The 22,512-nt window shown below is 49.9% G+C and carries 20 protein-coding genes; 13 read left to right on the plus strand and 7 right to left on the minus strand.

Going from position 1 to position 22,512, the window contains the following annotated elements:
• Window positions 1–68: 68 nt before the first annotated feature.
• The 4 genes from AUC31_RS03720 (at window position 69) to AUC31_RS03735 (ending at window position 5,239) form a co-directional block, all read left to right on the plus strand.
• Entirely contained in the window at window positions 69–1,613 is a 1,545-nt protein-coding gene (locus AUC31_RS03720) for a carbon-nitrogen hydrolase family protein (RefSeq protein ID WP_058381322.1), read from the plus strand.
• Window positions 1,614–1,688: 75 nt separating this feature from the next.
• Window positions 1,689–3,389: a phospho-sugar mutase gene (locus AUC31_RS03725; protein ID WP_058381321.1), complete on the plus strand. Its 1,701-nt coding sequence runs from the start codon at window positions 1,689–1,691 to the stop codon at window positions 3,387–3,389.
• 92 nt (window positions 3,390–3,481) lie between these two features.
• On the plus strand, window positions 3,482–4,591 hold the full coding sequence (locus AUC31_RS03730) for a GAF domain-containing sensor histidine kinase (RefSeq protein WP_058381320.1): 1,110 nt from the start codon (window positions 3,482–3,484) through the stop codon (window positions 4,589–4,591).
• Between the two features lie 12 nt (window positions 4,592–4,603).
• On the plus strand, window positions 4,604–5,239 hold the full coding sequence (locus AUC31_RS03735; protein WP_058381319.1) for a response regulator transcription factor: 636 nt from the start codon (window positions 4,604–4,606) through the stop codon (window positions 5,237–5,239).
• A 43-nt stretch (window positions 5,240–5,282) separates the two neighbouring features.
• Here the strand turns inward: AUC31_RS03735 and rsgA are convergent, their stop codons facing one another.
• Complete coding sequence (rsgA, locus tag AUC31_RS03740) at window positions 5,283–6,338, minus strand: ribosome small subunit-dependent GTPase A (RefSeq protein WP_058381318.1); 1,056 nt, start codon at window positions 6,336–6,338, stop codon at window positions 5,283–5,285.
• A 387-nt stretch (window positions 6,339–6,725) separates the two neighbouring features.
• On the opposite strand from rsgA, the gene AUC31_RS03745 reads away from it, so the two are divergent.
• Together AUC31_RS03745 and AUC31_RS03750 are read left to right on the plus strand one after the other, a co-directional pair.
• Window positions 6,726–8,036 carry a DUF2254 domain-containing protein gene (locus AUC31_RS03745; protein ID WP_058381317.1) on the plus strand — a complete coding sequence of 437 codons (1,311 nt, stop codon included), beginning with the start codon at window positions 6,726–6,728 and terminating at the stop codon, window positions 8,034–8,036.
• Between the two features lie 50 nt (window positions 8,037–8,086).
• Window positions 8,087–9,145 (plus strand): mechanosensitive ion channel family protein, encoded by a 1,059-nt coding sequence (locus AUC31_RS03750; protein WP_058381316.1) that lies wholly within the window; start codon window positions 8,087–8,089, stop codon window positions 9,143–9,145.
• A 47-nt stretch (window positions 9,146–9,192) separates the two neighbouring features.
• On the opposite strand, the gene AUC31_RS03755 is transcribed toward AUC31_RS03750, so the two are convergent.
• The 3 genes from AUC31_RS03755 to AUC31_RS03765 all read right to left on the minus strand — a co-directional run bounded on the left by AUC31_RS03755 (window position 9,193) and on the right by AUC31_RS03765 (window position 12,036).
• Entirely contained in the window at window positions 9,193–9,756 is a 564-nt protein-coding gene (locus AUC31_RS03755) for a hypothetical protein (protein ID WP_058381315.1), read from the minus strand.
• Complete coding sequence (locus tag AUC31_RS03760) at window positions 9,749–10,642, minus strand: cation diffusion facilitator family transporter (RefSeq protein WP_058381314.1); 894 nt, start codon at window positions 10,640–10,642, stop codon at window positions 9,749–9,751. Before AUC31_RS03760 ends, AUC31_RS03755 begins: the two co-directional genes overlap by 8 nt.
• 74 nt (window positions 10,643–10,716) lie before the next feature.
• Window positions 10,717–12,036, minus strand: coding sequence for a hemolysin family protein (locus AUC31_RS03765; RefSeq protein WP_237150701.1), 1,320 nt, complete (start codon window positions 12,034–12,036; stop codon window positions 10,717–10,719).
• Window positions 12,037–12,329: 293 nt separating this feature from the next.
• Between AUC31_RS03765 and chrA the strand changes: the two genes are divergently transcribed.
• From chrA to AUC31_RS03780, 3 genes are read left to right on the plus strand one after another with little or no spacing between them, the layout of a single operon-like run.
• Window positions 12,330–13,478 carry a chromate efflux transporter gene (gene chrA, locus AUC31_RS03770; protein ID WP_418054982.1) on the plus strand — a complete coding sequence of 383 codons (1,149 nt, stop codon included), beginning with the start codon at window positions 12,330–12,332 and terminating at the stop codon, window positions 13,476–13,478.
• A 17-nt stretch (window positions 13,479–13,495) separates the two neighbouring features.
• The gene (gene kynU / locus AUC31_RS03775; protein WP_058381312.1) at window positions 13,496–14,749 is read left to right on the plus strand and encodes a kynureninase; all 1,254 of its coding nucleotides are present in this window, start codon (window positions 13,496–13,498) and stop codon (window positions 14,747–14,749) included.
• Window positions 14,750–15,373 carry a cyclase family protein gene (locus tag AUC31_RS03780; RefSeq protein ID WP_058381311.1) on the plus strand — a complete coding sequence of 208 codons (624 nt, stop codon included), beginning with the start codon at window positions 14,750–14,752 and terminating at the stop codon, window positions 15,371–15,373.
• Between the two features lie 49 nt (window positions 15,374–15,422).
• Here AUC31_RS03780 and AUC31_RS03785 read toward each other — a convergent pair whose 3' ends face one another.
• Both AUC31_RS03785 and AUC31_RS03790 read right to left on the minus strand, forming a co-directional pair.
• The gene (locus tag AUC31_RS03785) at window positions 15,423–15,860 is read right to left on the minus strand and encodes a low molecular weight phosphatase family protein (protein WP_058381310.1); all 438 of its coding nucleotides are present in this window, start codon (window positions 15,858–15,860) and stop codon (window positions 15,423–15,425) included.
• Between the two features lie 172 nt (window positions 15,861–16,032).
• Entirely contained in the window at window positions 16,033–16,554 is a 522-nt protein-coding gene (locus AUC31_RS03790; protein ID WP_058381309.1) for a universal stress protein, read from the minus strand.
• Window positions 16,555–17,074: 520 nt separating this feature from the next.
• Here AUC31_RS03790 and AUC31_RS03795 point away from each other — a divergent pair.
• Entirely contained in the window at window positions 17,075–18,814 is a 1,740-nt protein-coding gene (locus AUC31_RS03795; protein WP_058381308.1) for an ABC transporter ATP-binding protein, read from the plus strand.
• Window position 18,815: 1 nt separating this feature from the next.
• The gene (locus tag AUC31_RS03800) at window positions 18,816–20,567 is read left to right on the plus strand and encodes an ABC transporter ATP-binding protein (RefSeq protein ID WP_058381307.1); all 1,752 of its coding nucleotides are present in this window, start codon (window positions 18,816–18,818) and stop codon (window positions 20,565–20,567) included.
• 128 nt (window positions 20,568–20,695) lie between these two features.
• On the opposite strand, the gene AUC31_RS03805 is transcribed toward AUC31_RS03800, so the two are convergent.
• Entirely contained in the window at window positions 20,696–20,899 is a 204-nt protein-coding gene (locus tag AUC31_RS03805; RefSeq protein WP_058381306.1) for a YheE family protein, read from the minus strand.
• A gap of 77 nt (window positions 20,900–20,976) precedes the next feature.
• Here AUC31_RS03805 and AUC31_RS03810 point away from each other — a divergent pair, with 77 nt between their 5' ends.
• Complete coding sequence (locus AUC31_RS03810; RefSeq protein ID WP_237150703.1) at window positions 20,977–22,125, plus strand: DUF445 domain-containing protein; 1,149 nt, start codon at window positions 20,977–20,979, stop codon at window positions 22,123–22,125.
• 13 nt (window positions 22,126–22,138) lie between these two features.
• Window positions 22,139–22,486, plus strand: coding sequence for a YlbF family regulator (locus AUC31_RS03815; RefSeq protein WP_058381305.1), 348 nt, complete (start codon window positions 22,139–22,141; stop codon window positions 22,484–22,486).
• The last annotated feature ends 26 nt before the right edge of the window (window positions 22,487–22,512 follow it).

Here is a 22,512-nt window from a genome sequence, read left to right on the forward strand (position 1 = left end):
AATAATATCAACAACCGGGCGTATGGGCTATAATTAACTTTGAAACTTTTGTGAAGGAGCGCGGTAACGTGGCAGAACAATTCGATTTATCCCATTTTGAAAAAAGCATGATCATCCGTGAGATGAGCTATGCTGATATACCTGCCATTCTGGAAATGCAGCAGCTTTGCTTTCCGGGCATGGATCCTTGGAAGGAAGAGCAGCTCAGAAGCCATTTAGGCGTTTTTGCACAAGGGCAGATCGTCGCGGAACTCGACGGCAAAGTAATCGGTTCCTGCTCGAGCCTATTGATCAATTTCGATGAATACGATGACCGTCATACATGGGACGATGTCACTGACGGCGGCTATATAACGAACCATAACCAAGACGGCTATAATATGTACGGCATCGAAGTCATGGTGCACCCAGAATACCGCCGCATGCAAGTCGGGCAGCGTTTGTACGAAGCGCGCAAAGAACTGGCGCGTGAATTGAACTTGAAGTCGATTATCATCGGCGGGCGCATCCCGAACTACCATAAACACGCAGACGAAATGTCGCCGCGTGAATACGTCGATTCGGTGTCGCGCCATAAAATCTATGATCCGGTGCTGACATTCCAATTGATGAATGGTTTCCAGCTCATGCGCATCAATCCTGGCTATTTGCAGGACGATAAAGCATCGGGCAAATACGCAACGCTTATGGAGTGGAACAATGTCGATTACAAGCCGATCTCCAAGCGCCATTTCAAGACAAGTTTGCCTGTGCGCATCTGCGTCGTCCAATACTTGATGCGTGCCATCAATTCATTCGACGATTTGGCGAACCAGGTCGAGTACTTTGTCGACGTGGCATCGGATGCGCATTCGGATTTCGTCGTGTTCCCGGAAATTTTCACGACGCAATTGATGTCGTTCTTGAATGAACCATCGCCGAGCCAAGCGGTCCGCAAATTGACGGAATTCACACCGCAATACATCGAACTGTTCACGGACCTCGCTGTGCGCTATAACGTCAATATCATTGGCGGCTCGCATTTCGTCAAGGAAGAAAATGATGAGATTTACAACATCGCGTATTTGTTCCGTCGCGATGGTTCGATCGATAAACAGTACAAGATTCACATCACGCCGAACGAACGTAAATGGTGGGGCATTTCAGCAGGTGATTCGGTGCGCGTATTTGATACGGATTGCGGCAAGATCGCCATCCAGATCTGCTACGACATCGAGTTCCCGGAACTGGCCCGCATCGCCACCGATATGGGCGCCAACATCATCTTCTCGCCGTTTTGTACGGAAGACCGCCAAGGCTATTTGCGCGTCCGTTATTGTGCACAAGCCCGCGCGGTCGAGAACCAGATCTACACGGTCATTTCCGGAACGGTCGGAAACTTGCCGCAAACGGAAAACATGGATATCCAATATGCACAATCCGGCATCTTCGCGCCAAGCGATTTCGAATTCGCTCGCGATGGCATCGTCGGGGAAACCAATCCGAACCTGGAGATGGTATTGATCGGGGATGTCGACCTTGAAATCCTCAGACGCCAGCGCCAAGACGGCACCGTCAAGCAATTGAAGGATCGCCGCCACGACGTCTACCGTGTGGAATATAAACAAGATTAACTTTAGCCGCTCCGAATCGGGGCGGCTTTTTTGCGGAAAATTTGGTAAACTGATAAGTAATTGGAGGGATGAACCATGACATGGAAACAACGAATGCAAAAATGGCTCGGACACGAGGGGCTGGACGTGAACACGAAACAGCAGCTGCAATTACTATCGGAAGACGAGCAGCTGGCAGAAGATGCGTTTTATCAGGACTTGGTATTCGGAACAGGTGGGATGCGCGGTGAAATCGGCCCGGGCACGAACCGCATGAATGTCTATACCGTCAGAAAAGCGTCAAAAGGCATTGCCGATTATATTGAAAGCTTCGGCGAAGCGGCGATGAAGCGTGGCGTGGCAATCGCGTTCGACAGCCGCCGCATGTCACCGGAGTTTGCCGAAGAAGCGGCGCGAACATTTGCTGCTGCGGGCATTCGGGCATACGTCTATGAATCTGCGCGCACAACGCCGCAATTATCATTTACTGTGCGTGAATTAAATGCGTTTATGGGCATCGTCATCACTGCCAGCCACAACCCGCCTGAATACAATGGCTATAAAGTGTACGGCGAAGACGGCGCGCAATTGGATCTCGAAGCAGCGGACCAGGTCATCGGATTTGTTAGCCGAGTGGAAGATGAACTCGCAATCGAAAATGATGAGTATGATTCCTCCTTGTTGGAAATTCTCGGCGAACAGCTCGACCGCGCCTATATCGATCAAGTGTTGACGGTGCAGGAAACTAGCGTTGAGCCGATCAGCGTCGTCTTTACGCCGCTTCACGGAGCATCAGGCGCGACTGTCCGCCGAGTGTTTGACGAAGCCGGTTATAGCGGCGTTAATTATGTGAAAGAACAAATGGCGCCGGACGGTGAGTTCCCTACGGTGGAATCCCCGAACCCGGAAGAATCATCGGCGTTTGACCTCGCCCGGAAATACGGTGAAGAACAGACCGCAGATTTATTGATTGCCATCGACCCGGACGGCGACCGTGTCGGCGCAGCGGTTTGGACCGGTACGCAATATGAATTATTGACTGGCAACCAGACCGGCGGCATCTTGCTGGAGTATTTATTGGGCCAGAAAAAAGCCAAAGGTGAATTGCCGGAAGACGGGCGCATCTTCAAGACCATCGTCACTTCCGGATTCGGGGAAGCGGTCGCTAGAAGCTACGGCGTAGAGAGTGAAGACGTGTTGACAGGCTTTAAATTCATCGGCGAAAAATTGCGTGAAAACGATGCGCAGCATGAATTCACTTTCTTATTCGGCTACGAGGAAAGCTACGGCTATTTGATCCGTGATTTTGCGCGCGATAAAGATGCCGTGCAAGCGACATTGCTATTGGTCGAAGCTGCTGCCTTCTATAAGAAGCAAGGCAAAAATCTGTACGGTGTATTAAATGAACTTTACGAACGCCACGGCTTCTACCGCGAATTGCTCGTTTCGGTGACGAAAAAAGGCATCGAAGGGGCACGTGAAATCACGCAGCTGCTCGACGGCTTGCGCACAGCGCCGCCGCAATCCATTGCCGGCATCGCGGTCAAAAAAATCGAAGACTACGACAGCCGTACACGGACGCTTGTCGATATGGGGACGAGCGAAGCGATCGTCTTGCCGCAATCAAATGTTTTGAAATACTTCTTGTCGGATGGTTCGTGGGTCTGCGTGCGCCCAAGCGGCACCGAGCCGAAAGTGAAATACTATTTCGGCGTCAAAGCCGCAACCCAGCAGGAAAGCGACGAAAAGCTTGAACTATTGAAAGAATCATTTCTCGACATCGTTGCGAATCGGTGAAAAAGCTCCCCATAGAGGGAGCTTTTTCATTCGAAAGAATGAGGCAAACACCGGTTCTTATCGTTACAATAGCAACTAGGAGGGATCAGCCCATGGTGCCTGAACAGCATTCGGACGTCATCTTATTGAAAGAGATTGCGGAGTTGTTGAATGAAGAAACGAATATGGAACGCATGCTCGGCGGGGCGATCGACAAGCTGCTGCAAAACTCCAATTTTGAAACAGCCTGGATCTTTTTCATCGATGAAAAAGGAAAGCACAGACTTGTGGCGCAGGCCAATTTGCCGGATGCCCTCGAGGAGCGGGATTGCCGCCATTTGACGAAAGGCGGCTGCTGGTGCGTTAAGCGCTATCATGACGGCGATTTGGAAAAGGCGTCGAATATCATCGCCTGCCAGCGCATCGAAAACGCCAAAGCGGCACATGGGAAAATCGGCAATATTTCACATCATGCGACGGTTCCGCTGCAGTCAGGCAAGGAAAAATTCGGCTTGCTCAATATCGCTGCGGCTGATACGGTGCGTTTTTCAAAAGATGAACTGGCCTTATTGGAATCGGTCGCTTTCCAAATCGGTTCCGCCATCAAACGCATCGTCTTGACCAAACAAGAACAAGAGCTGGCACTCGTCAAAGAGCGCAATCGGCTCGCGCGGGATTTGCACGATTCCGTCAATCAGCTGTTGTTCTCGGTCACGTTGACGGCTAGGGGCGGCATCGAAATGGCGGAAGACGAAGCGCAAAAAAGCACATTCCGCGACATCCAGCATCTCAGTCAGGAAGCGCTCAATGAAATGAGGGCGCTGATTTGGCAATTACGGCCAAAAGGGCTCGAGAGCGGCTTGATCGATGCCGTCAAAGCGTACGGGGAAATGCTCGGGCTGTCGATGGAAACGAAAGTGACCGGCGTGATTCAATTGCCGTCGCGAACGGAAGAGACTTTATTCCGCATTGCCCAGGAAGCGTTGAATAATGTGCGCAAGCATGCGGGCACAAGCGCTGCCCAAATCTATGTGACAATTACACCGACAGATGTCTTATTGGTCATCAAAGACGAAGGACTCGGTTTTTCTCCTGCACACGGCGCGATCCCGTCGATCGGCATACAAAGCATTCGCGACCGGGCGAAAGCAGAAGGCGGCACAGCCGATTGGTCTAGCGAATTAAGCAAAGGAACGGAAATCCTTGTACGGATTCCGTATTAAAGGAGTGGCAAGATGAGAGTATTGATTGCGGATGATCATCACGTAGTAAGAAGAGGGTTGCTGTTTTTCCTGAAAACCCAAAAAGACATTGAAGTGGTGGGGGAGGCTGCGAACGGCGTGGAAGCTGTCGAAATGGCGGGCGAGCTGCAGCCGGATATCGTCTTGATGGATCTGGTCATGCCTGAAATGGACGGCATCCAGGCAACTCGGAAAATCAAAGAGTCTTATCCGGATATCATTGTGTTGATGCTCACGAGCTTTTCCGACCGCGACCACATCCTTCCGGCGATCGAAGCAGGAGCGGCAGGCTATCAGTTGAAAGATATCGAACCGGACGAATTGGTGGAATCGCTGCGCAGCTTGATGCGCGGGGAGAATACGCTGCATCCGAAAGCTTCGTCGGAATTGGCGAAAGCGCCGGAAGACCCGCCGCCGCACGTTCTCCATCCTTTAACGCCAAGGGAAGCGGAAGTGCTCGCGGAGCTGACCAAAGGGAAAAGCAACCGGGAAGTGGCGTCTGCTTTGTTCGTGACCGAGAAGACGGTGAAAACGCATATTTCCAATATCTTCATCAAACTCGAAGTCCAGGACCGGACGCAAGCGGCACTTTATGCCGTCAAGCATGGGTTGACGGAATACGCCAATTGAATGGAACTAGAAAAAGCCTGCCGGATGAAAATCCGGCAGGCTTTTATCTTTTCTTAACAGGGCGGCTGCGGTATTCTTTCGTGCGCTGTTTCCATACTGCGCGTTCTGCCTGTTGTTTGGCAGCATCACTTTTTCGTTCGATATAGTCGAGCTCACGCAGTAATTTTAAATAGCTTTCATAGCGCTCTTCCGGCAATTCGCCGGAAGCAAGCGCGGATTGGATGCGGCAGCCCGGTTCTTGTTGGTGGCTGCAATCGCGGAAACGGCATTCGGCAGCAAGGCTCGTGATGTCCTGGAAGCTAGACTCAAGCCCATCGGCAGAATCGGCCAGCTGGAATTCACGCATGCCCGGCGTGTCGATCAATAAACCGCCGCCCGGCAGCAGCACCAGTTCGCGGTGCGTCGTCGTGTGGCGGCCTTTGCTGTCGTCTTCGCGGATGTCCTGCACCGCCATTTTGTCGCTTTGGGTCAGGGCGTTGATGAGCGAGGATTTTCCTACTCCCGAAGAGCCGAGCAGAGCGCCGGTTTTGCCATCCGTTAAATAGCGATTGAAGGCGTCCATGCCGTCGCCAGTCAAAGCTGAAACGGCAAACACATCGACGCCGAACGCAGTAGTGGCGACTTCTTTCAAGTAAACTGCAGGGTCTTCGCATTGGTCGCTTTTCGTCAACACGACGACCGGCATGGCGCCTGAATCCCAAGCGGCGACCATATAACGTTCAAGGCGCCGGACATTAAAATCGTGATTGAGCGACATGACCAGAAAGACGTAGTCGAGATTGACGGCGATGGTCTGCATCTCGGACGTTTCTCCGGCCGCTTTTCGGACGAAGCGCGAACTTCTCGGCAGCAGTTGGTGGATGATGCCTTTGTCTTCTCCAGGCATTTGTTCCAGCGCCACCCAGTCACCGACGCTTGGAAATTCATCGCGGCTGTGGCTATGGCGGTAATTTCCGGATAAAGTAGCCGGCCATTCACCGAAATCGGTCATGACGCGGTAGCCGCTCTTATGTTCGAGAATGACGCGGCCAGGTATTTTCTGTTCAGGCAATGCTTGTTGAAATGATTCATTCCATCCGTATTGTTTGATAATCGACAATGTAACTTCCTCCTATAAAAACGCATAATAAAAACCATGGCTGCAATAATGCCTGCCATGGTCTCCGCGCATAGGAAAGAAACGTATCGTCAGCGATACACAGAAGGAGACAGCATAGCAAACATCATTAAGTTGCGGGTTGCACGAACTGAAATTGTCACCATACTGCCTCACCTCTTTCCATTAGTTAAGATAATGATAAGCGCAATTGAAGTGAAGGTCAATATTTTTTTGAGAGTATTTTGACAATGGCGTTCGGCTATTCGTGTTTCTTCCACGAGCACCTCTGCATGCTATAGTGAAAGGCAGGGGATATAGGACCAGCGTTTGCCCCAATTGGAATAGGGGAACAGGGGAACAAATGAATATTTTCTAGGGGGGGAAGTCATGAAAAAGATTTTTTACGAATGGCGGGAAAAGTTATGGGTGACGCCAGCTCTCTACAGCTTCCTTGCCGTGTTATTATCCATTGGATTTTTTTATGTGGATTTATTGGTCATTCGGCAATATCGTGAATTCATCCCGGATATCCTGCTGACCAATGTACAATTGGCTCAAACGATCATGGGGGCTCTCGCCGGGGCGCTATTGACGATGACAACGTTTACGTTTTCCACGATTCTTGTCGTGTTGACGATGTATTCCTCGCAATTTTCACCGAGAACATTGAAGAATTTTGTCCACGACCGCCTGACATGGCGCGTACTCGGTATCTTTTTGGGCGGTTTCATCTATAACACGCTGTCATTATTGTTCATGCGCGACGCCCTTTATACGCATGACGTCATTTCCACATTTGTCGGGATCGTCATAGCGTTCCTTTGCCTTTCGACGTTTGCGTATTTCATCCATCACATTGCGACGAACGTCCAAGTGGAGAAGCTGATCGAGGAACTTGAAGAAGACACAGAGCGCATTATCGATACGTATAGTGAAAAACAGCAGCAGGAAATGGAGATTGAAACAGAGTGGAATCCCGACGGCTTCGCGGAAACCATCCTGGCAGAAAATGATGGGTATATCCAATTCCTGTATTTCGATAAATTGACGGAGTATGCGGTGGAGCACGACCTGGAAGTTGAAATTCTTCACGGCATCGGTTCGTATGTCCACGAGAATACGCCGCTATGCCGCGTTTACCAACGCCAGCAAGAAGACATCGATCTTCGCCGCTTTATCACGATCGGCACGGAGCGGACGACGGACCAGGATCTCGATTTTGCTATTCAGAAAATGGTCGAAGTGGCGCTGCGGGCGATCTCCCCAGGCATCAACGACCCAAACACGGCGAATGGCATCATCATTCGGATCGGCCGGCTGCTGGGCAAATTAAGCCATCTCGAGACCGGGGCAATAACCATTCGGGACGAAGAGAAAAATGGCCGTGTGCGCTATCCATTCTTCACATTCCCCCATTTTCTTTATCTGACATTTCATCAATTGATCCATTATGGAAAAGAAGATGTGTCGGTCGTGGCCGCAATTTTGGAATCCTTAACAAACGCTGCCCAATTATCGAGTCCAGCGCATCACGAGGCCATTTGGGAAACACAATTGCATGTGCTTGAACATTTAGAGGGTTCACCTTTCAAACGGCTTGACCGCCGTTATATCCAAGCGAAATTGGATGAGCTGGCAAAAGCGGTGGATCGCCGGCCAGCCTTGCTCAGTGACTACCAGCTGGGCTCGGAAGGATGATGCGCTCCAGCATCTAATGGTTCATGGTGCTGCCTGTAAAGGAGGGACTTATGAAAAATCCGCAATTATTTGAAGGCATCGACGTTCTGAGGAATTTATCGGTCATTGAGTTTTTCTTGTTCTTTCTTTATCTATTATTAATCTTCGTTAGCAAAAGGATTGCTCAAGCCGTGCTGAAACGAATCGTGAGGCATGACGGTTATCAAGAGCGGGTTTATCCGATCCTCGAAGATATTCTGAATTGGGTCGCCTTTTACGGCAGCATTATACTATTCCTGTTTTATTTCGGGCAGGAAGAATGGCTGAGGACGCCTTTTTACGAAACGGAAGGGGTCGACGTCTCCATTTTGCTGATCGTCGTCGCCATCATGATCGTTACGTTTTCGAGCCGCGTCGTTAAAGCATTCAATAGTTTTGTCATGCCTTATGTCTATGGCCAGTTCGATGTAGAAATGGGCATGAGCTATACGATCAACCGGCTCATTTATTATGCCGTGATGTTTCTGGCGATTGCAGTCAGCTTCACGCTGGTTGGGTTAGATCTGCGGGCAGTCGGCATTGTCTTCAGTGTGCTCGGGATCGGCATCGGTTTCGGCGTCCGAAACATCGCCGCGAACTTTGTCTCAGGCATCATCATTTTATTCGAACGGCCGATGGAAGTCGGGGAAATGGTTGAAATCGACAAGAAAATCGGGCGCATCACGAAAATCAAATTGCGCTCGACAATCGTTGAAACAAATAAAGACGGGACGCTCGTCGTACCGAACCAGTATTTCATCGAACAGATTGTCAAGAACCGCTCGGGCGCAAGGCTATTCGCGCGTGTCGTCGTCAGTGTCGAATACGGCTGCGATACGGAGTTGGTCTCGAAATTATTGGTACAAGCTGCGGAACATGAAATTACAAAAATCGACGGTGTGCCTGATGAAAAGCCTGACGCCCAGTTCATCGATTTCCGCAATTCCTCGATGGATTTCCAAGTGGAAGCACGCGTCTTGAATGTCGAAATGAAAGACCGCTTAGAAAGCCGGATTCGTCATGGCATCGCTGCCTTATTTGTAGAACACGGCATTCGCCTCGCGTCTTTACCAGGAGAAAGAACGGAATAAAAGTACGAAAAAACGCCTGATCTCAGAAGATCAGGCGTTTTTCTCTGTTATTGTGGTTGAATTCGAGTGAATTCGCCTCCTGCTGCTTCGACGCGGCGCGCCAAAGAGCTGTGCATTTCAAAAATCCGGCCACTGGAAAATTCGATCATGTCGCCGTCGTGGAAATAATAAGCGACTGACTCGATGGAACTGGTCCCGCCTTCTTTGTGAAGCCGTTCTTCGACTCGCTCAAACTCTTCCCATGTATAGGTGGAGGAATTGAAGGAGAGGGGCGGGTTGTACGTGAAGCTGTCACGGGTCATATAGTAATAATCGCCAAGCGAAAAGGCGATCGATACGAGCCCGATGACGGCGACAGCGCCAGCCAATAGCCAGGATTTCAAGGGCCGTTCGATCAGTGCTGCGATGAACAATGAGGCCGCAATCAATACGATTCCCGCACCGCCAAGCACAAGCGACCAGAACGACGTGCCGACGATTTCTGCCTCCGGTGTGATAGTGACGACTTTTGCGGGATAGAACACGGCAGCCGGAACAAACAACGCTGAAATAAGCAGAATGATGCCGAAAGTAACCAAAATGATTTTTTTCTGATCGTAAAAATCAACCATCCTCTTCGTCCTCCTCTATCGAGTAATCCGGTTCTATATGTACGAGGACGACGCAATTTGGTTTCACTTTCTGGATTTTCCGTTCAATTTCTTCGGTGATCCAATGGCTTTCGACCACATTCAAATAAGGTGCAACACTGACTGTCAAGTCGATGAACATGACATTTCCGTGGGTGCGCCCTTTAAAATCGCGCAGAGCCAGTACACCCGGCACGCGCCGTATGACAACCGAAAGCGACTCGACGGCTTCTTCATCAAACGCGTCGGTCAAGGTCAACACCGATTCGCGGAAAATATCCAAAGCCGTTTTGATGATGATGAGCCCGACGAGAAAGGCAGTGATCGAATCGATCAGCGGCGCCCCAAGAATGGCCCCGATGATGCCGATCCCGGCGCCGATGCTGACGAGCGCATCCGAGCGGTTGTCGTAGGCAGCGGCCCGGACGGCTGAACTTTTGATTTCGCGGCTCAACTTCAAGTTATAACGGTAAACGCCATACATGACGAGTGCCGAGAAAAACGCGACGACAGCAGTCAGTGGGGAAGGCGGTTCGAGAGAAGGGTTGAACACCGTCTTCACTGAATTCAACAGCACTTGAAGTCCGATGACCGCCATGATGAACGACGCCAAGAGCGAAGCAATGGTCTCTGCTTTTAAATGGCCGTAGTGGTGGTTGTCGTCTGGCGGCTTTTGGGAGATCCTCAAGCCGATCAGCACAGCGACAGAAGCGACGATGTCGGTGACGTTGTTCAATCCATCCGCTTTCAACGCTTCAGATCCGCCCCAAAACCCGACACCGAGTTTGATGGCGCTTAAAAACAGATAAGCCCCGATGCTGAGCCAGGCGCCTTTTTCTCCTTTGCGGAGATTATCGTATAAGTCCATTGCAATTCATCTCCAGATTGGATTGTGGGGAAAACGGAAACGACCCTCCAAAGAGGGCCGTATCGCAACTACTATTATACAGGAAGATCTTCAGCAGGTGCTTTTTGAACTTCTAAATAAAGGATATGGTGGCCATCGACTTCCTGGATGCGGAATTCATAGCCTTGTTCGATGATTTTCTGACCTTCGACTGCATCGAAATGCATGTCCATAAACCAGCCTCCGATCGTATCGATATCATCCTCGTCAATGTCAATCCCAAGAATGGCATTCACGGTATTAAGCAATAATTTGGCATTGAAAATATAATGGTCTTCGCCGAGCTTTTGGACGTCCGGTGCTTCATCGACGTCAAACTCATCCTGGATATCGCCGACGATTTCTTCGAGTATATCTTCAATGGTGACAAGCCCTGAAGTGCCGCCGTATTCATCACGCAAAATAGCCATGTGGATGCGTTCACGTTGGATCTTCAATAATAACTCATTGACCGGCATCGTTTCGATGACTTGGATAACCGGCTGAATAAATGCGGATACCGGCAAATTCCCGCTGTCGGGGTTTTTTACATAGGCGCTTAATAAATGCTTCATATTGACGAGGCCGAGGACATGGTCTTTGCCGCCGTCCGTAATCGGATAGCGTGTAAATTGCTCGATTCCATCCAATGTAAAGACTTCGCGCAAATTGACATCATGGGCGATCGTGCTCATTTCCATCCGCGGCACCATGATTTCTTTGGCGATGCGCTCATCGAATTCGAAGATGCGGTTGACGTAATCAAATTCAGATGCATTGATTTCACCGCTTTTCAGACTTTCGGATAACAGCAATTTTAATTCTTCTTCAGTATGGCCCATTTCGCTGCGCGATAATTTTTGGATGCCAAACAAAGCCGATATCAAGCGGGCGATGGCGCTGAATAGGAAAATGAACGGAAACAACAGCGCGTAAGCAAAAGCCAGCGGTTTAGCAAGCAAGAGGATGACCTGTTCTGGATTGCGAATGGCAAAGGTCTTCGGAAACAACTCTCCAAAAACGACCAATAGCAAAGCTACCGCCAGAAATGCCGCCAAAAAGCTTACCCAACCAGCGCTTGCTTTCGGCAATCCGAGGAAATTTTCTGCAATGGGCTGTATCGTTTCCTGCACGAGCGCATGGCCTACCCAGCCGAGCCCAAGCACCGATAAGGCGATGCCTACTTGGCAGGCGAATAGATACGTATCGGCCTGCCCAGCAATTTTCATGGCGGCTTGCGCTTGTTTTTTGTCGTCGGCAATCGAGTCTTCAAGACGCGACATGCGGATATTGACGATGGCGTATTCGCATGCCGAAAAGAATGCGGCAGCACCGATTAAAGCGGCAATTGCCGCTATTCGTAAAGGTATGTCCAAATGACTCCTTTGCGCCGGTCCTGTTAGGGAAGGACGCAAAGTTTGCACCTCCTGAAAATGAAAGATGAAAGAAATGAAGGCCATTCCAGCTAGTAAATGAATATTATATTCATAGGTAGAATCGGGCTTTTTGTACAGGTAGAGCTTTTTAAAAGTATACCACCAAAAAAGACTAATTATTCAGTAAAAAATATTTACATGGATTTAATGTTGAAACATATAAGCAAACCGTTATGATAGAGGAGAATCCAAAAGAGAAAGGGAGATGAATAGTGAATCGAAAAGAACGCTGGATGGAAATCCTGAAAGCCTCGACCAAGCTGGGATTGACTTCGTTTGGCGGGCCGGCTGCCCATATCGGCTATTTCCGGGATGAATATGTACATAGAAGAAAATGGTTGGACGATAAAGCGTATGCAGACTTGGTAGCGTTATGCCAATTCTTGCCGGGTCCTGCAAGTTCGCAGGTCGGCATCTCGATCGGCATGCTGCGTGGAGGGATCATGGGCGGATTTTTATCCTGGCTCGGGTTTACTTTGCCTTCTGTCATTGCCTTGATGATTTTCGCCATACTGATCAGCAGCGGTTCCGTCGATATTGCTTGGCTGCAAGGCTTGAAGATTGTCGCCGTCGCGGTCGTCGCGCATGCCTTGCTTGGCATGGGGAAATCACTGACACCGGATGTTCAGCGGCTGATGATCGCCTTTGGTGCGGCCATCGCCATTTTGCTGGTGCCGACCGCTTGGGCACAAATCGTTGTTATTCTATTGACGGGCGTCATCGGGTTTTTATTGTACCGGAGAGAACAAGCGCCTGAAGCCGTCAAGCTCGCCTTAACCTTCGGCAAAAAGACCGGTCTCGCCGCTTGGGGTATTTTCGGGGCATTGCTGATCGGCTTGCCGCTCGTGCGCCCATTTATCGAGTCGAGCGCGTTTGCGATTTTTGATATTTTCTACCGTGTCGGCGCGATCGTCTTTGGCGGGGGCCATGTCGTCTTGCCGATGCTCGAGCGTGAAGTCGTGCCTGAATGGATGACGGCAGACGCCTTTATCGCAGGATACGGGGCGGCACAGGCTGTTCCGGGGCCATTGTTTACTTTGTCTGCTTATTTGGGGCAATTGATGAACGGGGCGGGTGGCGTATTGATCGCCGTCATCGCAATGTTCTTGCCTTCATTCCTGTTGGTCATCGGAACCTTGCCATTTTGGAGCGTCATCCGCACGAAGCCCGGCATCCAAGCAGCCTTAAAAGGCATCAATGCAGGGGTTGTTGGAATTTTGCTTGCGGCGCTGTATGATCCGGTTTTCACCTCCGCCATTCAAGGGCCGGTTGACTTCGCCATTGCGATTGCCGCCTTCGGAATGTTAGTCTATTTGAAACTGGCTCCGTGGAAAGTCGTCTTGATTACGGCACTTCTCGGTGCGCTGGCTTATGCTCTATAGAAATGGAGAGATGAGATTTGGACACGGCAATGCAGAAAGACCAACAAGATCCGTTAGCTAAATTCAAAGAAGAGTTTTTTGTTGAACCTGGAACGATTTATATGGATGGGAATTCACTCGGCTTGATGTCAAAGCGTGCTGAAACAAAGCTAATTGCGCTCATGGACAGCTGGAAACAGTTCGGCATTGAGGGCTGGACAGAAGGCGAACATCCGTGGTTTACGCTGGCGGAGACGCTGAGCGAAAAAGCGGCGCCTTTGTTCGGGGCGAAAGCGCATGAAGTGATGGTCACCGGCTCGATCACGTCGAATATCCACCAGATGCTGTCGACAGTCTATGCGCCGACAGAGGAGCGTTTTGTCATCTTGGTCGACGAGCTGAATTTCCCGTCTGACATTTATGCAGTGGAGAGCCATTTGCGCCTGCGCGGGCAAGATCCGGCAATCGCAATGCGCAAAGTACCAAGCCGTGACGGCTACACGCTTGAACTGGAAGATATTTTGGCAGAAATGAAAGACGATGTGGCGGTGCTATTGCTGCCGTCGGTTCTTTACCGAAGCGGCCAATTGCTGCCGCTCCGTGAGATTACGCAAGCTGCACACAAGCACGGCATCATCGCAGGATTCGACTTGGCTCACTCAGCAGGCGCCATGCCGCATAATTTGCATGCGGACGGCGTAGATTTCGCTGTCTGGTGCCATTATAAATACATGAATTCAGGTCCTGGCGGCACAGGCGGCTTGTATTTGCATGAGCGCCATCACGATTTGAATCCTGGAATAGCCGGCTGGTTCGGTTCCGACAAAGCGAAGCAATTCGACATGGACCATAGCTTCACGAAAGCGGAAGGAGCCGGAGCTTATCAGGTCGGCACGCCGAATATTTTCAGCATGGCACCGCTGATTGGCAGCCTGGAATTATTTGAAGAAGCAGGGATCGACAAGGTCCGCAGCAAATCGCTGGAGTTGACGACGATGCTGCGCGAGAGGCTTGCGGCGCTCGTGCCTTCTTTAATGGATGTCACGCCAAAAGCGGATGGACAGCGCGGAGGCCATATCGCGGTTGCGCATCCTGAAGCGGCGCGCATCTGCAAAGCGTTGAAAAAAGCAGGGATTGTTCCGGACTTCCGTGCGCCGGATATTATTCGCCTGGCGCCGATTGCTTTCTACACGAGCTTTGAAGATGTGGAGAAAGTGGTGCTCGCTTTACAGGATATTATCGAGCACGAGCTTTACAAAGAATTCAGCAACGAACGAAATGTGGTGGCGTAAATGACAAAATCGATCATAGACATTTCGATGGCGCTGGACAGTTCAACTCCGGAATGGCCGGGGGATACGCCGTTTTCCTATCGCTTATCAGTCACGAAAGAAGAGAGCGGCTCGGTGAATATCGGCGAACTCAAGTCAAGCACGCATATCGGCACGCATATTGACGCACCGTTCCATTACGATGAAAATGGCTTGAAGACTGACGAATTGCCGCTTGAAGTATATTTGACGACAGCCCAAGTGATGGACGTGTCGGGTCATGAACAAGTGCAATTGTCTGATTTGGATGAGCTTGCGCATGGTGTCACTGCTGTGCTGTTGAAGACGGCCGCGTGGCAAGACCGCAGCGCGTTTCCTGGAGCTTGGCCGGTATTCGACCCGGCGATCGCCGAATGGATGAAAGACCAAGGCGTCCGCCTGCTCGGCGTCGATGTGCCGTCAGTGGATCCTGAGACGAGCAAAGAACTGCCGATGCATCATGCGATGAACCGCAACGAGCGCTTTATCTTGGAAGGCATTGTGTTGGATGAGGTTGCGCCGGCTGTCTACAAACTTGCTGCATTGCCTTTGAAGATCCGAGGCGGGGAAGGAAGCCCTGTACGCGCCGTACTTTACACAGAATAAGGAAAAAGCCGCCATTCAAACCGAATGGCGGCTTTTTTACTATAGTTTTTCATTGTGTAGGCTGTGACCTGAGAATCGGTTCCATTTGTTTAATGTTCATCGCAATGGCATCGCAGACTTCCTGGTATAAAGCCCATTTCTCGTCATTGTCTGTACTGCGGATTTCGGGGTTCGGGATATCCCAGCGCACCAATTTCTGCATCGGCAAATCGTCGGGTATATCAGCTTGTTCGAATTCCCCGTCATGCAGGGCAATAATCAAATCCGCCTGTTTCACCTCGTCCGGATTGTACACGCGCTGCTCGACTGGCGGAATCTCCAATATGATTTCTTTGAGGACTTCTATCGGAATGTCGTTGAAAGATGGTTGGTTCCATGCCGCACTCCTGATGTCCCAGTCCGGCAGCATTAAGCGGCTCGCCCAAATTTCAGCCATCAGCCCGCGATGTTGATGTGATGATAGAAAATATACAGTATGTCTCGGCATGGCTGACCCCTTCTTCCTTTCTTTATTTTCCAGCTGGTTTTATTAGTATTCTTTACCCATGTAGGGAATCTGGCAAACAGATAAATATATGATATTCATTTAATTATGTCAAAAATATGTCATAAAAATAAACATCCCCCTCAGGATGGGGGAAGTCCACATCCTAGGGGGATCATTTCACCACAAGAACGGTAGAATTTGAATCTTTGATCAGCTTACTGCTGACAGAACCGACAAAGAATTTCTGCAATCCGGATTTACCGCTATTGCCGACAATCAAGAGATCGATATTTTGCTCATCAATAAATCCAGTGATTGTCTTGATGACCGGACCTTCCAGTGCAAGGACGGAAGCTTCGGCATTTTTTGCGTCGAGCTGTTGTTGAATGGAATTGTGCATATGCTTCGAGTATTCCGATGCACGTCCCGTATCCAACTCCTGCGGCGGCCGGTAGCCATCATCTCCGATTCCCTGCGGCATGAATTGCGCATATGAACTGTCGACATTTGCAGAAGTGACCGGTGCGGAAGCATGCCCCACATCCATGTAGCCTGTGCGTTCCTGCGCTTCTTCGTTGACGTAGATGACCGTCAGCTTAGAGCCTGGAAGAATCTTGGAAAGTTCTATGCCTTTCTCCAGCGCCAGCCGGCTGCCTTCCGACCCATCATATGCGATTGCGATATTCTTATACATTTCTTTCACCGCCTCAATTTACTGTTATTCTCTTGTTCCCCCAAATATTGTAGTTGCAAACCTTTCGGGCACAACTGGCGGTAGTTGGGGGAACTAACAGTACGACTTTTGGCTGAATTGTCATTTTAGTTCAAAATAGCTTGACAATTCAAAAAAACGAGTGGTACTCTTGAACTAACAAATATTTGGAAAAGGAGGTTTGGACAATGAAAAAAATTCAAAAGGCGTTTAAAACCAATTGCATAGCATTGCCAGGCACTCCGATGATTTTTAATTGCTATTTACTTCGTGACTAGAAATATTCGGGTTGGGTCTGTGCATCCAGTCCTATTTTCAAGAGCGCATGCCTGAAAACAGGTATGCGCTCTTTTTGTGTGGTTTAAACAGCCTGGCTGCTTAAATAAATAATCGAAACTAAGGGAGAGAAGCATTATGGAAAAAGTTCATGTAAAAAAAGCACTCATCAAGGAATCGCTTGAAGGCGATTAGCAAAACTGAAAATGGAAAGAAGGCGTAAAGTATGTTTGATGTTTTATGGAAATTGAAATGGTTTTTTAAAGAAAACTGGCTGCGCTACACCATCGCAGTGGTGCTCTTATTTGTAGCGAATATTCTCGAAATCGTGCCGCCGTGGCTGATCGGCGTGGCCATCGATGCCATTGCCCAGCAGGAATTGACCAGTGAATTGCTGTGGCAGTATGTCGTCGTTTTACTTGTGGCGATGGTGCTGGCTTATGTCATCAATTTCATCTGGCAATACCAATTGTTCGGCGGGGCTTATGTCATCGAGCGGCAATTGCGGTCAAGCTTGATGGGGCATTTCCTCAAGATGACGCCCACATTTTATGAGAAGAACCGTACGGGAGACTTGATGGCCCGTTCGACCAATGATTTAAAGGCGATTTCCGAGACGGCAGGATTTGGGATCTTGACGCTTGTCGACTCGACTTTATACATGGCGACGATCATCGTGGCGATGGGGATTCTCGTGTCATGGGAATTGACGTTCTTGGCTATTTTGCCATTGCCGGTGCTCGCGATTGTCGTCCAATTGCTCGGCAAGAAAATCCATGAGCGCTATACTTTGGCGCAGGACGCATTCGGTGACATGAACGACAGCGTCCTGGAATCAGTCGGCGGCGTCCGCGTCGTCAGAGCATACGTGCAGGAACGTTCATCTGAGAAGGAATTCCAGGAAATGACGCAGGATGTCTATGAAAAGAACATGGCGGTCGAGCGCATCGATGCGCTGTTCGCGCCGGTCACAAAAGTGCTGACGGGTATCAGTTATGTCATCGGCCTCGGCTATGGCGCGTTTCTTGTTTCCGAAGGAACAATGACTTTGGGTGATTTGGTTGCCTTTAACGTTTATCTCGGCATGATCGTCTGGCCGATGTTTGCGATCGGTGAACTGATCAATATCCTGCAGCGCGGCAATGCATCGATCGACCGCGTCAATGAAACGCTGGATTATGAAGAAGACGTGGTTGACCCGAAAACGACAAAAGAAACCGGGCATCCGGAGCGCATCGGCTTCCGCGATTTCGGCTTCACTTACCCACAATCGACTACAATTAATTTGCAAGGCATCAATTTATCGATGAACAGCGGGCAGACGCTCGGCATCGTCGGCAAGACGGGAAGCGGCAAAACGACATTCGTCAAGCAGCTGCTGAAGGAATACCCAACAGGTGAAGGGTCGTTAACGATGAATGGCATCGAAATCAACGAACTGAGCAAAGCGCAATTGCGCGATTGGGTCGGCTATGTCCCGCAGGATCACGTCTTGTTTTCACGGACCATCCTCGAGAACATCCTGTTCGGAAAAGCGGATGCGACAGAAGAGGAAGTGTCCCAAGCCATCAAGCTGTCCTATTTCGAAAAAGATTTGGCGATGCTGCCGAACGGTCTCGAGACGCTAGTCGGCGAAAAAGGCGTCGCATTATCAGGTGGGCAAAAGCAGCGCATTTCCATTGCGCGGGCAATCATCAAAAATCCGGAAATCCTCATTTTGGATGATTCTCTCTCGGCGGTCGACGCTAAGACGGAAGCCAAAATCATCGAAAATATCCAACGTGAACGGGCAGGCAAGACGACGATCATCACGACGCACCGGTTGTCTGCCGTCAAACACGCCGATTGGATCGTCGTGCTAGATGATGGGCGCATCATCGAAGAAGGCACACACGAGAAATTAGTGGCAAAACAAGGCTGGTATCATGAACAATTCCTCCGCCAGCAAATCGGGGAGGTGCAATAAGATGGGAACAGGAAAACGATTAACGAATTATGCATTGCAATTCAAGAGCGTCATTATCTGGGGCTTGGTGTTCCTTGCGGTGGCGGTGGCCGCTGATTTGGCCGCCCCTTTGATCGCCATGGAAATCATTGATGAACACATTTCGGGTGCCGGGGAAATCGAATTCGGCCCAATCGCACAGCTTTTGGCCTTGTTCTTCGGCTTGTCGGTCGTCACGGCAGTGTTCCGCTATTTGCAGTACATCTTGCTGCAAAAAGGCGCAAACCGTGTCATTCGCAAAATGAGAACTGATGTCTTCGAACAGGTCCAACGCTTGCCGATCAGCTATTTCGATAATTTGCCGGCAGGAAAAGTGGTTGCGCGCATCACCAACGACACAGAAGCAATCCGCGAATTATTCGTCACGGTGCTCGCGCAATTCGCGACAAGCTTCATGTATATGGCAGGAATCTATGCCGCTCTCTTTTATCTGGATTGGCGCATGGCGGCGATCGCCTTCGTGCTCGTGCCACTCTTGTATGCATGGATGCTCATTTACCGGAAATACGCTTCAAATTTCAACCATATCGTCCGGGAAAAAGTCAGTGAGATGAATGCCATGATCAATGAATCGATTCAAGGCATGAGCATCATCCAGGCGTTTCGGCGCGAGAAGCAGATGAAAGGCGAATTTGAAGAACTCAACGACAAGCATTTCAAATTCCAACAGAAGTTATTGGTGCTTGAAGCAGCCGCCTCGCATAATATGGTTGGCGTCTTGCGCTCAATGATTTTCGTTCTATTCATCTGGTATTTCGGCGGTGCTTCGATGAGCGGCAATACGGTCGTGACGGTCGGCGTCCTTTACGCATTCGTCGACTACATCATCCGGCTGTTCAACCCGATCAGCGGCATCGTCAACCAATTCAGCCGCCTTGAGCAGGCGCTTGTAGCGGCGGAACGCGTATTCCGCTTGCTCGACCGCCCCGGCGAACCGGTCAGCGATGAGCGGGTGGAGCGTTACGAAGGCAATGTGCGTTTTGAACATGTGTGGTTTGCGTATAAAGATGAAGAGTACGTGCTGAAAGATCTGTCTTTCGAAGCGAAACAAGGGGAGACGGTCGCACTGGTCGGCCATACAGGATCAGGGAAAAGTTCGATCATGAATTTGCTGTTCCGTTTTTACGATGCGACAAAAGGGGAGATTTTAATTGACGGCGTCAATGTCAATGATCTGCCAAGACAGGCAGTGCGCGAACACATGGGCATCGTGCTGCAGGATCCGTATTTGTTTACCGGCACGATCGAATCCAATATCACGCTTGGGGATGACCGCGTGAGCCGTGAAAAAGCGGAAGCGGCACTTGCAGCAGTTGGAGGCGAGCGCGTCACGAAGCATTTGCCGAATGGCATCGATGAGCCGGTTGTGGAAAAAGGCAGCACGCTTTCTTCCGGACAGCGCCAGCTCGTGTCATTTGCACGGGCGCTCGCATTCGATCCAGCGATTTTGATCCTGGATGAAGCGACGTCGAATATTGATACCGAGACAGAGGAAATCATCCAGCATGCAATGGATGTATTGAAGAAAGGCCGGACGACGTTCATCATCGCCCACCGTTTGTCGACCATCAAGAATGCAGACCGTATCTTGGTGCTCGACCGGGGTGAAATCGCTGAATCCGGCACGCATGATCAATTGATGGATCATGATGGCATCTACCGCCAGATGTATCGCATCCAATCAGGGATGGCTTCTACCCAGAACGTTGGGTAAGGGGCCACCCCTTTTTTTCTTTTTAAGGGAAGCAATACGCTATTGTTGTGAAACCGGCGGCTCTATCTTTATAATATAGCTACGGCTCATGGCATAAATGAAAAAAGCGCCGGAACTTTCCCGGTGCTTCAGTCGTATACATGATAGAGCATCAGCTCATGGACCATTTTCTTGATGGCTTCCTCGTCCTGAGGCGGCGCGGATTGCCAAACAATCGAGCCATCTGGATGATACTCGCCGCGAATGCGTTCATTGCGGTAAAAGAATGAGATGTTCCAGCCGGGCAGCCGGCTGTCCTCGAACATCGGCTTGAATTTAAAATGCTGCAGCATTGGAATCCCCCTTTGATCGTCTCTTTCCATTATAGGGGAAGCGGCGCAATAGACAAAGAAGAAATGAGTGACCTTAGTTGAATATTCTACTGACATTAGTGCTGATGGCACTGATCGGTGCCTTAATCGGCGGCATGACTAACCATTTGGCCATCAAAATGCTATTCTGGCCATACGAAGCGAAATACATCGGCAAGTTCCGCCTGCCGTTTACGCCAGGGCTGATTCCGAAGCGCCGGGATGAATTGTCGCGCCAGCTCGGCCGTACCGTGGTCGAACATTTGCTGACGCCGGAAACATTCAAAAAGCGCTTTTTTAACGAAGCGATGCATAAGAAAACCGAGAATTGGCTCAATCGCCAATTAGACTTGCATCTGTTTTCCTCGCCTCGTACGTTCAATGAATGGCTGGAGCTTGCCAATCAACAAGACATTGACCGCAAGCTTGAATCGAAACTTGACGGATTGGTCGACCGCAACCGGGATGCGATAGATGAGTACATCGCCGGAAAAACTGTGCGGGAATTGCTTCCGGAAGCCTGGAAGCCGGGAATCGAAGAAAAGATTTTTGGCGGTGTCAAATACACTATCGGCAGAGGAACAGATTATTTTGCCTCGCCTGCAGGGCGTCAGACGGTCAAAAGTTTACTGGATGAATTTTTGGTGTCGCGGGGCCGTTTCGGATCCGTGCTCCACAATTTATTCGGTGATTCCCAGTCGATTACGAATAAGACCCAATCGGAGATCATCAAGTTCCTCAACTCCCCGAAAACGTTCGAGCTGCTCGGCACTTTAGCATTCCGTGAATGGGAAAAGCTGCAGGACAAGCGTGCGGATGAGCTCTTGAAGGAGTTCGACGCCGAGCCGGCGATTGCGGCCATCAAGCAGTATGCCCGCGACCAGGCCGGCATTTCCAAGAGACTGGACGCATCACTTGCAGAGACATGGCCTCGGGGGTTAGAATGGACAAGTGTCAATATTACGCCTCTCATTACGGACTTCGCGTTTGAATTGGGAGAGCAGAAGTTAGAAGAGACCATATTGAAAATCGACATGGAAAATATGGTCAGACAGCAAGTCGATTCTCTGCCGCTCAGCCGATTGGAAGAATTGGTGCTCGGGATTTCACGGAGAGAATTCAAGATGATCACGGTACTGGGCGCATTTCTGGGGGGCTTTATCGGCATACTCCAGGGTTTGCTCGTCACGGTGCTGAATTTAGGGTAGAGGAGAGATTTACATGGCAGTAAACATTTATGACGACATTAACAAATTGGAATCAACATTCCGTTCAACAGAGGAATTCCAGAAGCTCGAACAGGCAGTTGCAGAAGTAACTGCTGACAACGAAGCAAACGAATTGTTCAAGAAGTTCCGCGATTTGCAAGTCACTTTGCAGCAAAAACAGCAGCAAGGCGAAGAAATCACGGAAGAAGAAATGATGGGCGCTCAAGCGACAGCACAGGCAGCTCAGGAAAACCCGAAAATCTTGTCTATGCTCGAAGCTGAAATGGGCCTTAGCCAGATGATCGAAGAAGTGAACCGCGTATTGATCAAGCCGGTTCAATCACTTTACGAAAGCATGTAATTCAAGCAAAAAAAGGATTTACGGAA

This window comes from Planococcus rifietoensis, assembly GCF_001465795.2.
Lineage (GTDB): Bacteria > Bacillota > Bacilli > Bacillales_A > Planococcaceae > Planococcus > Planococcus rifietoensis.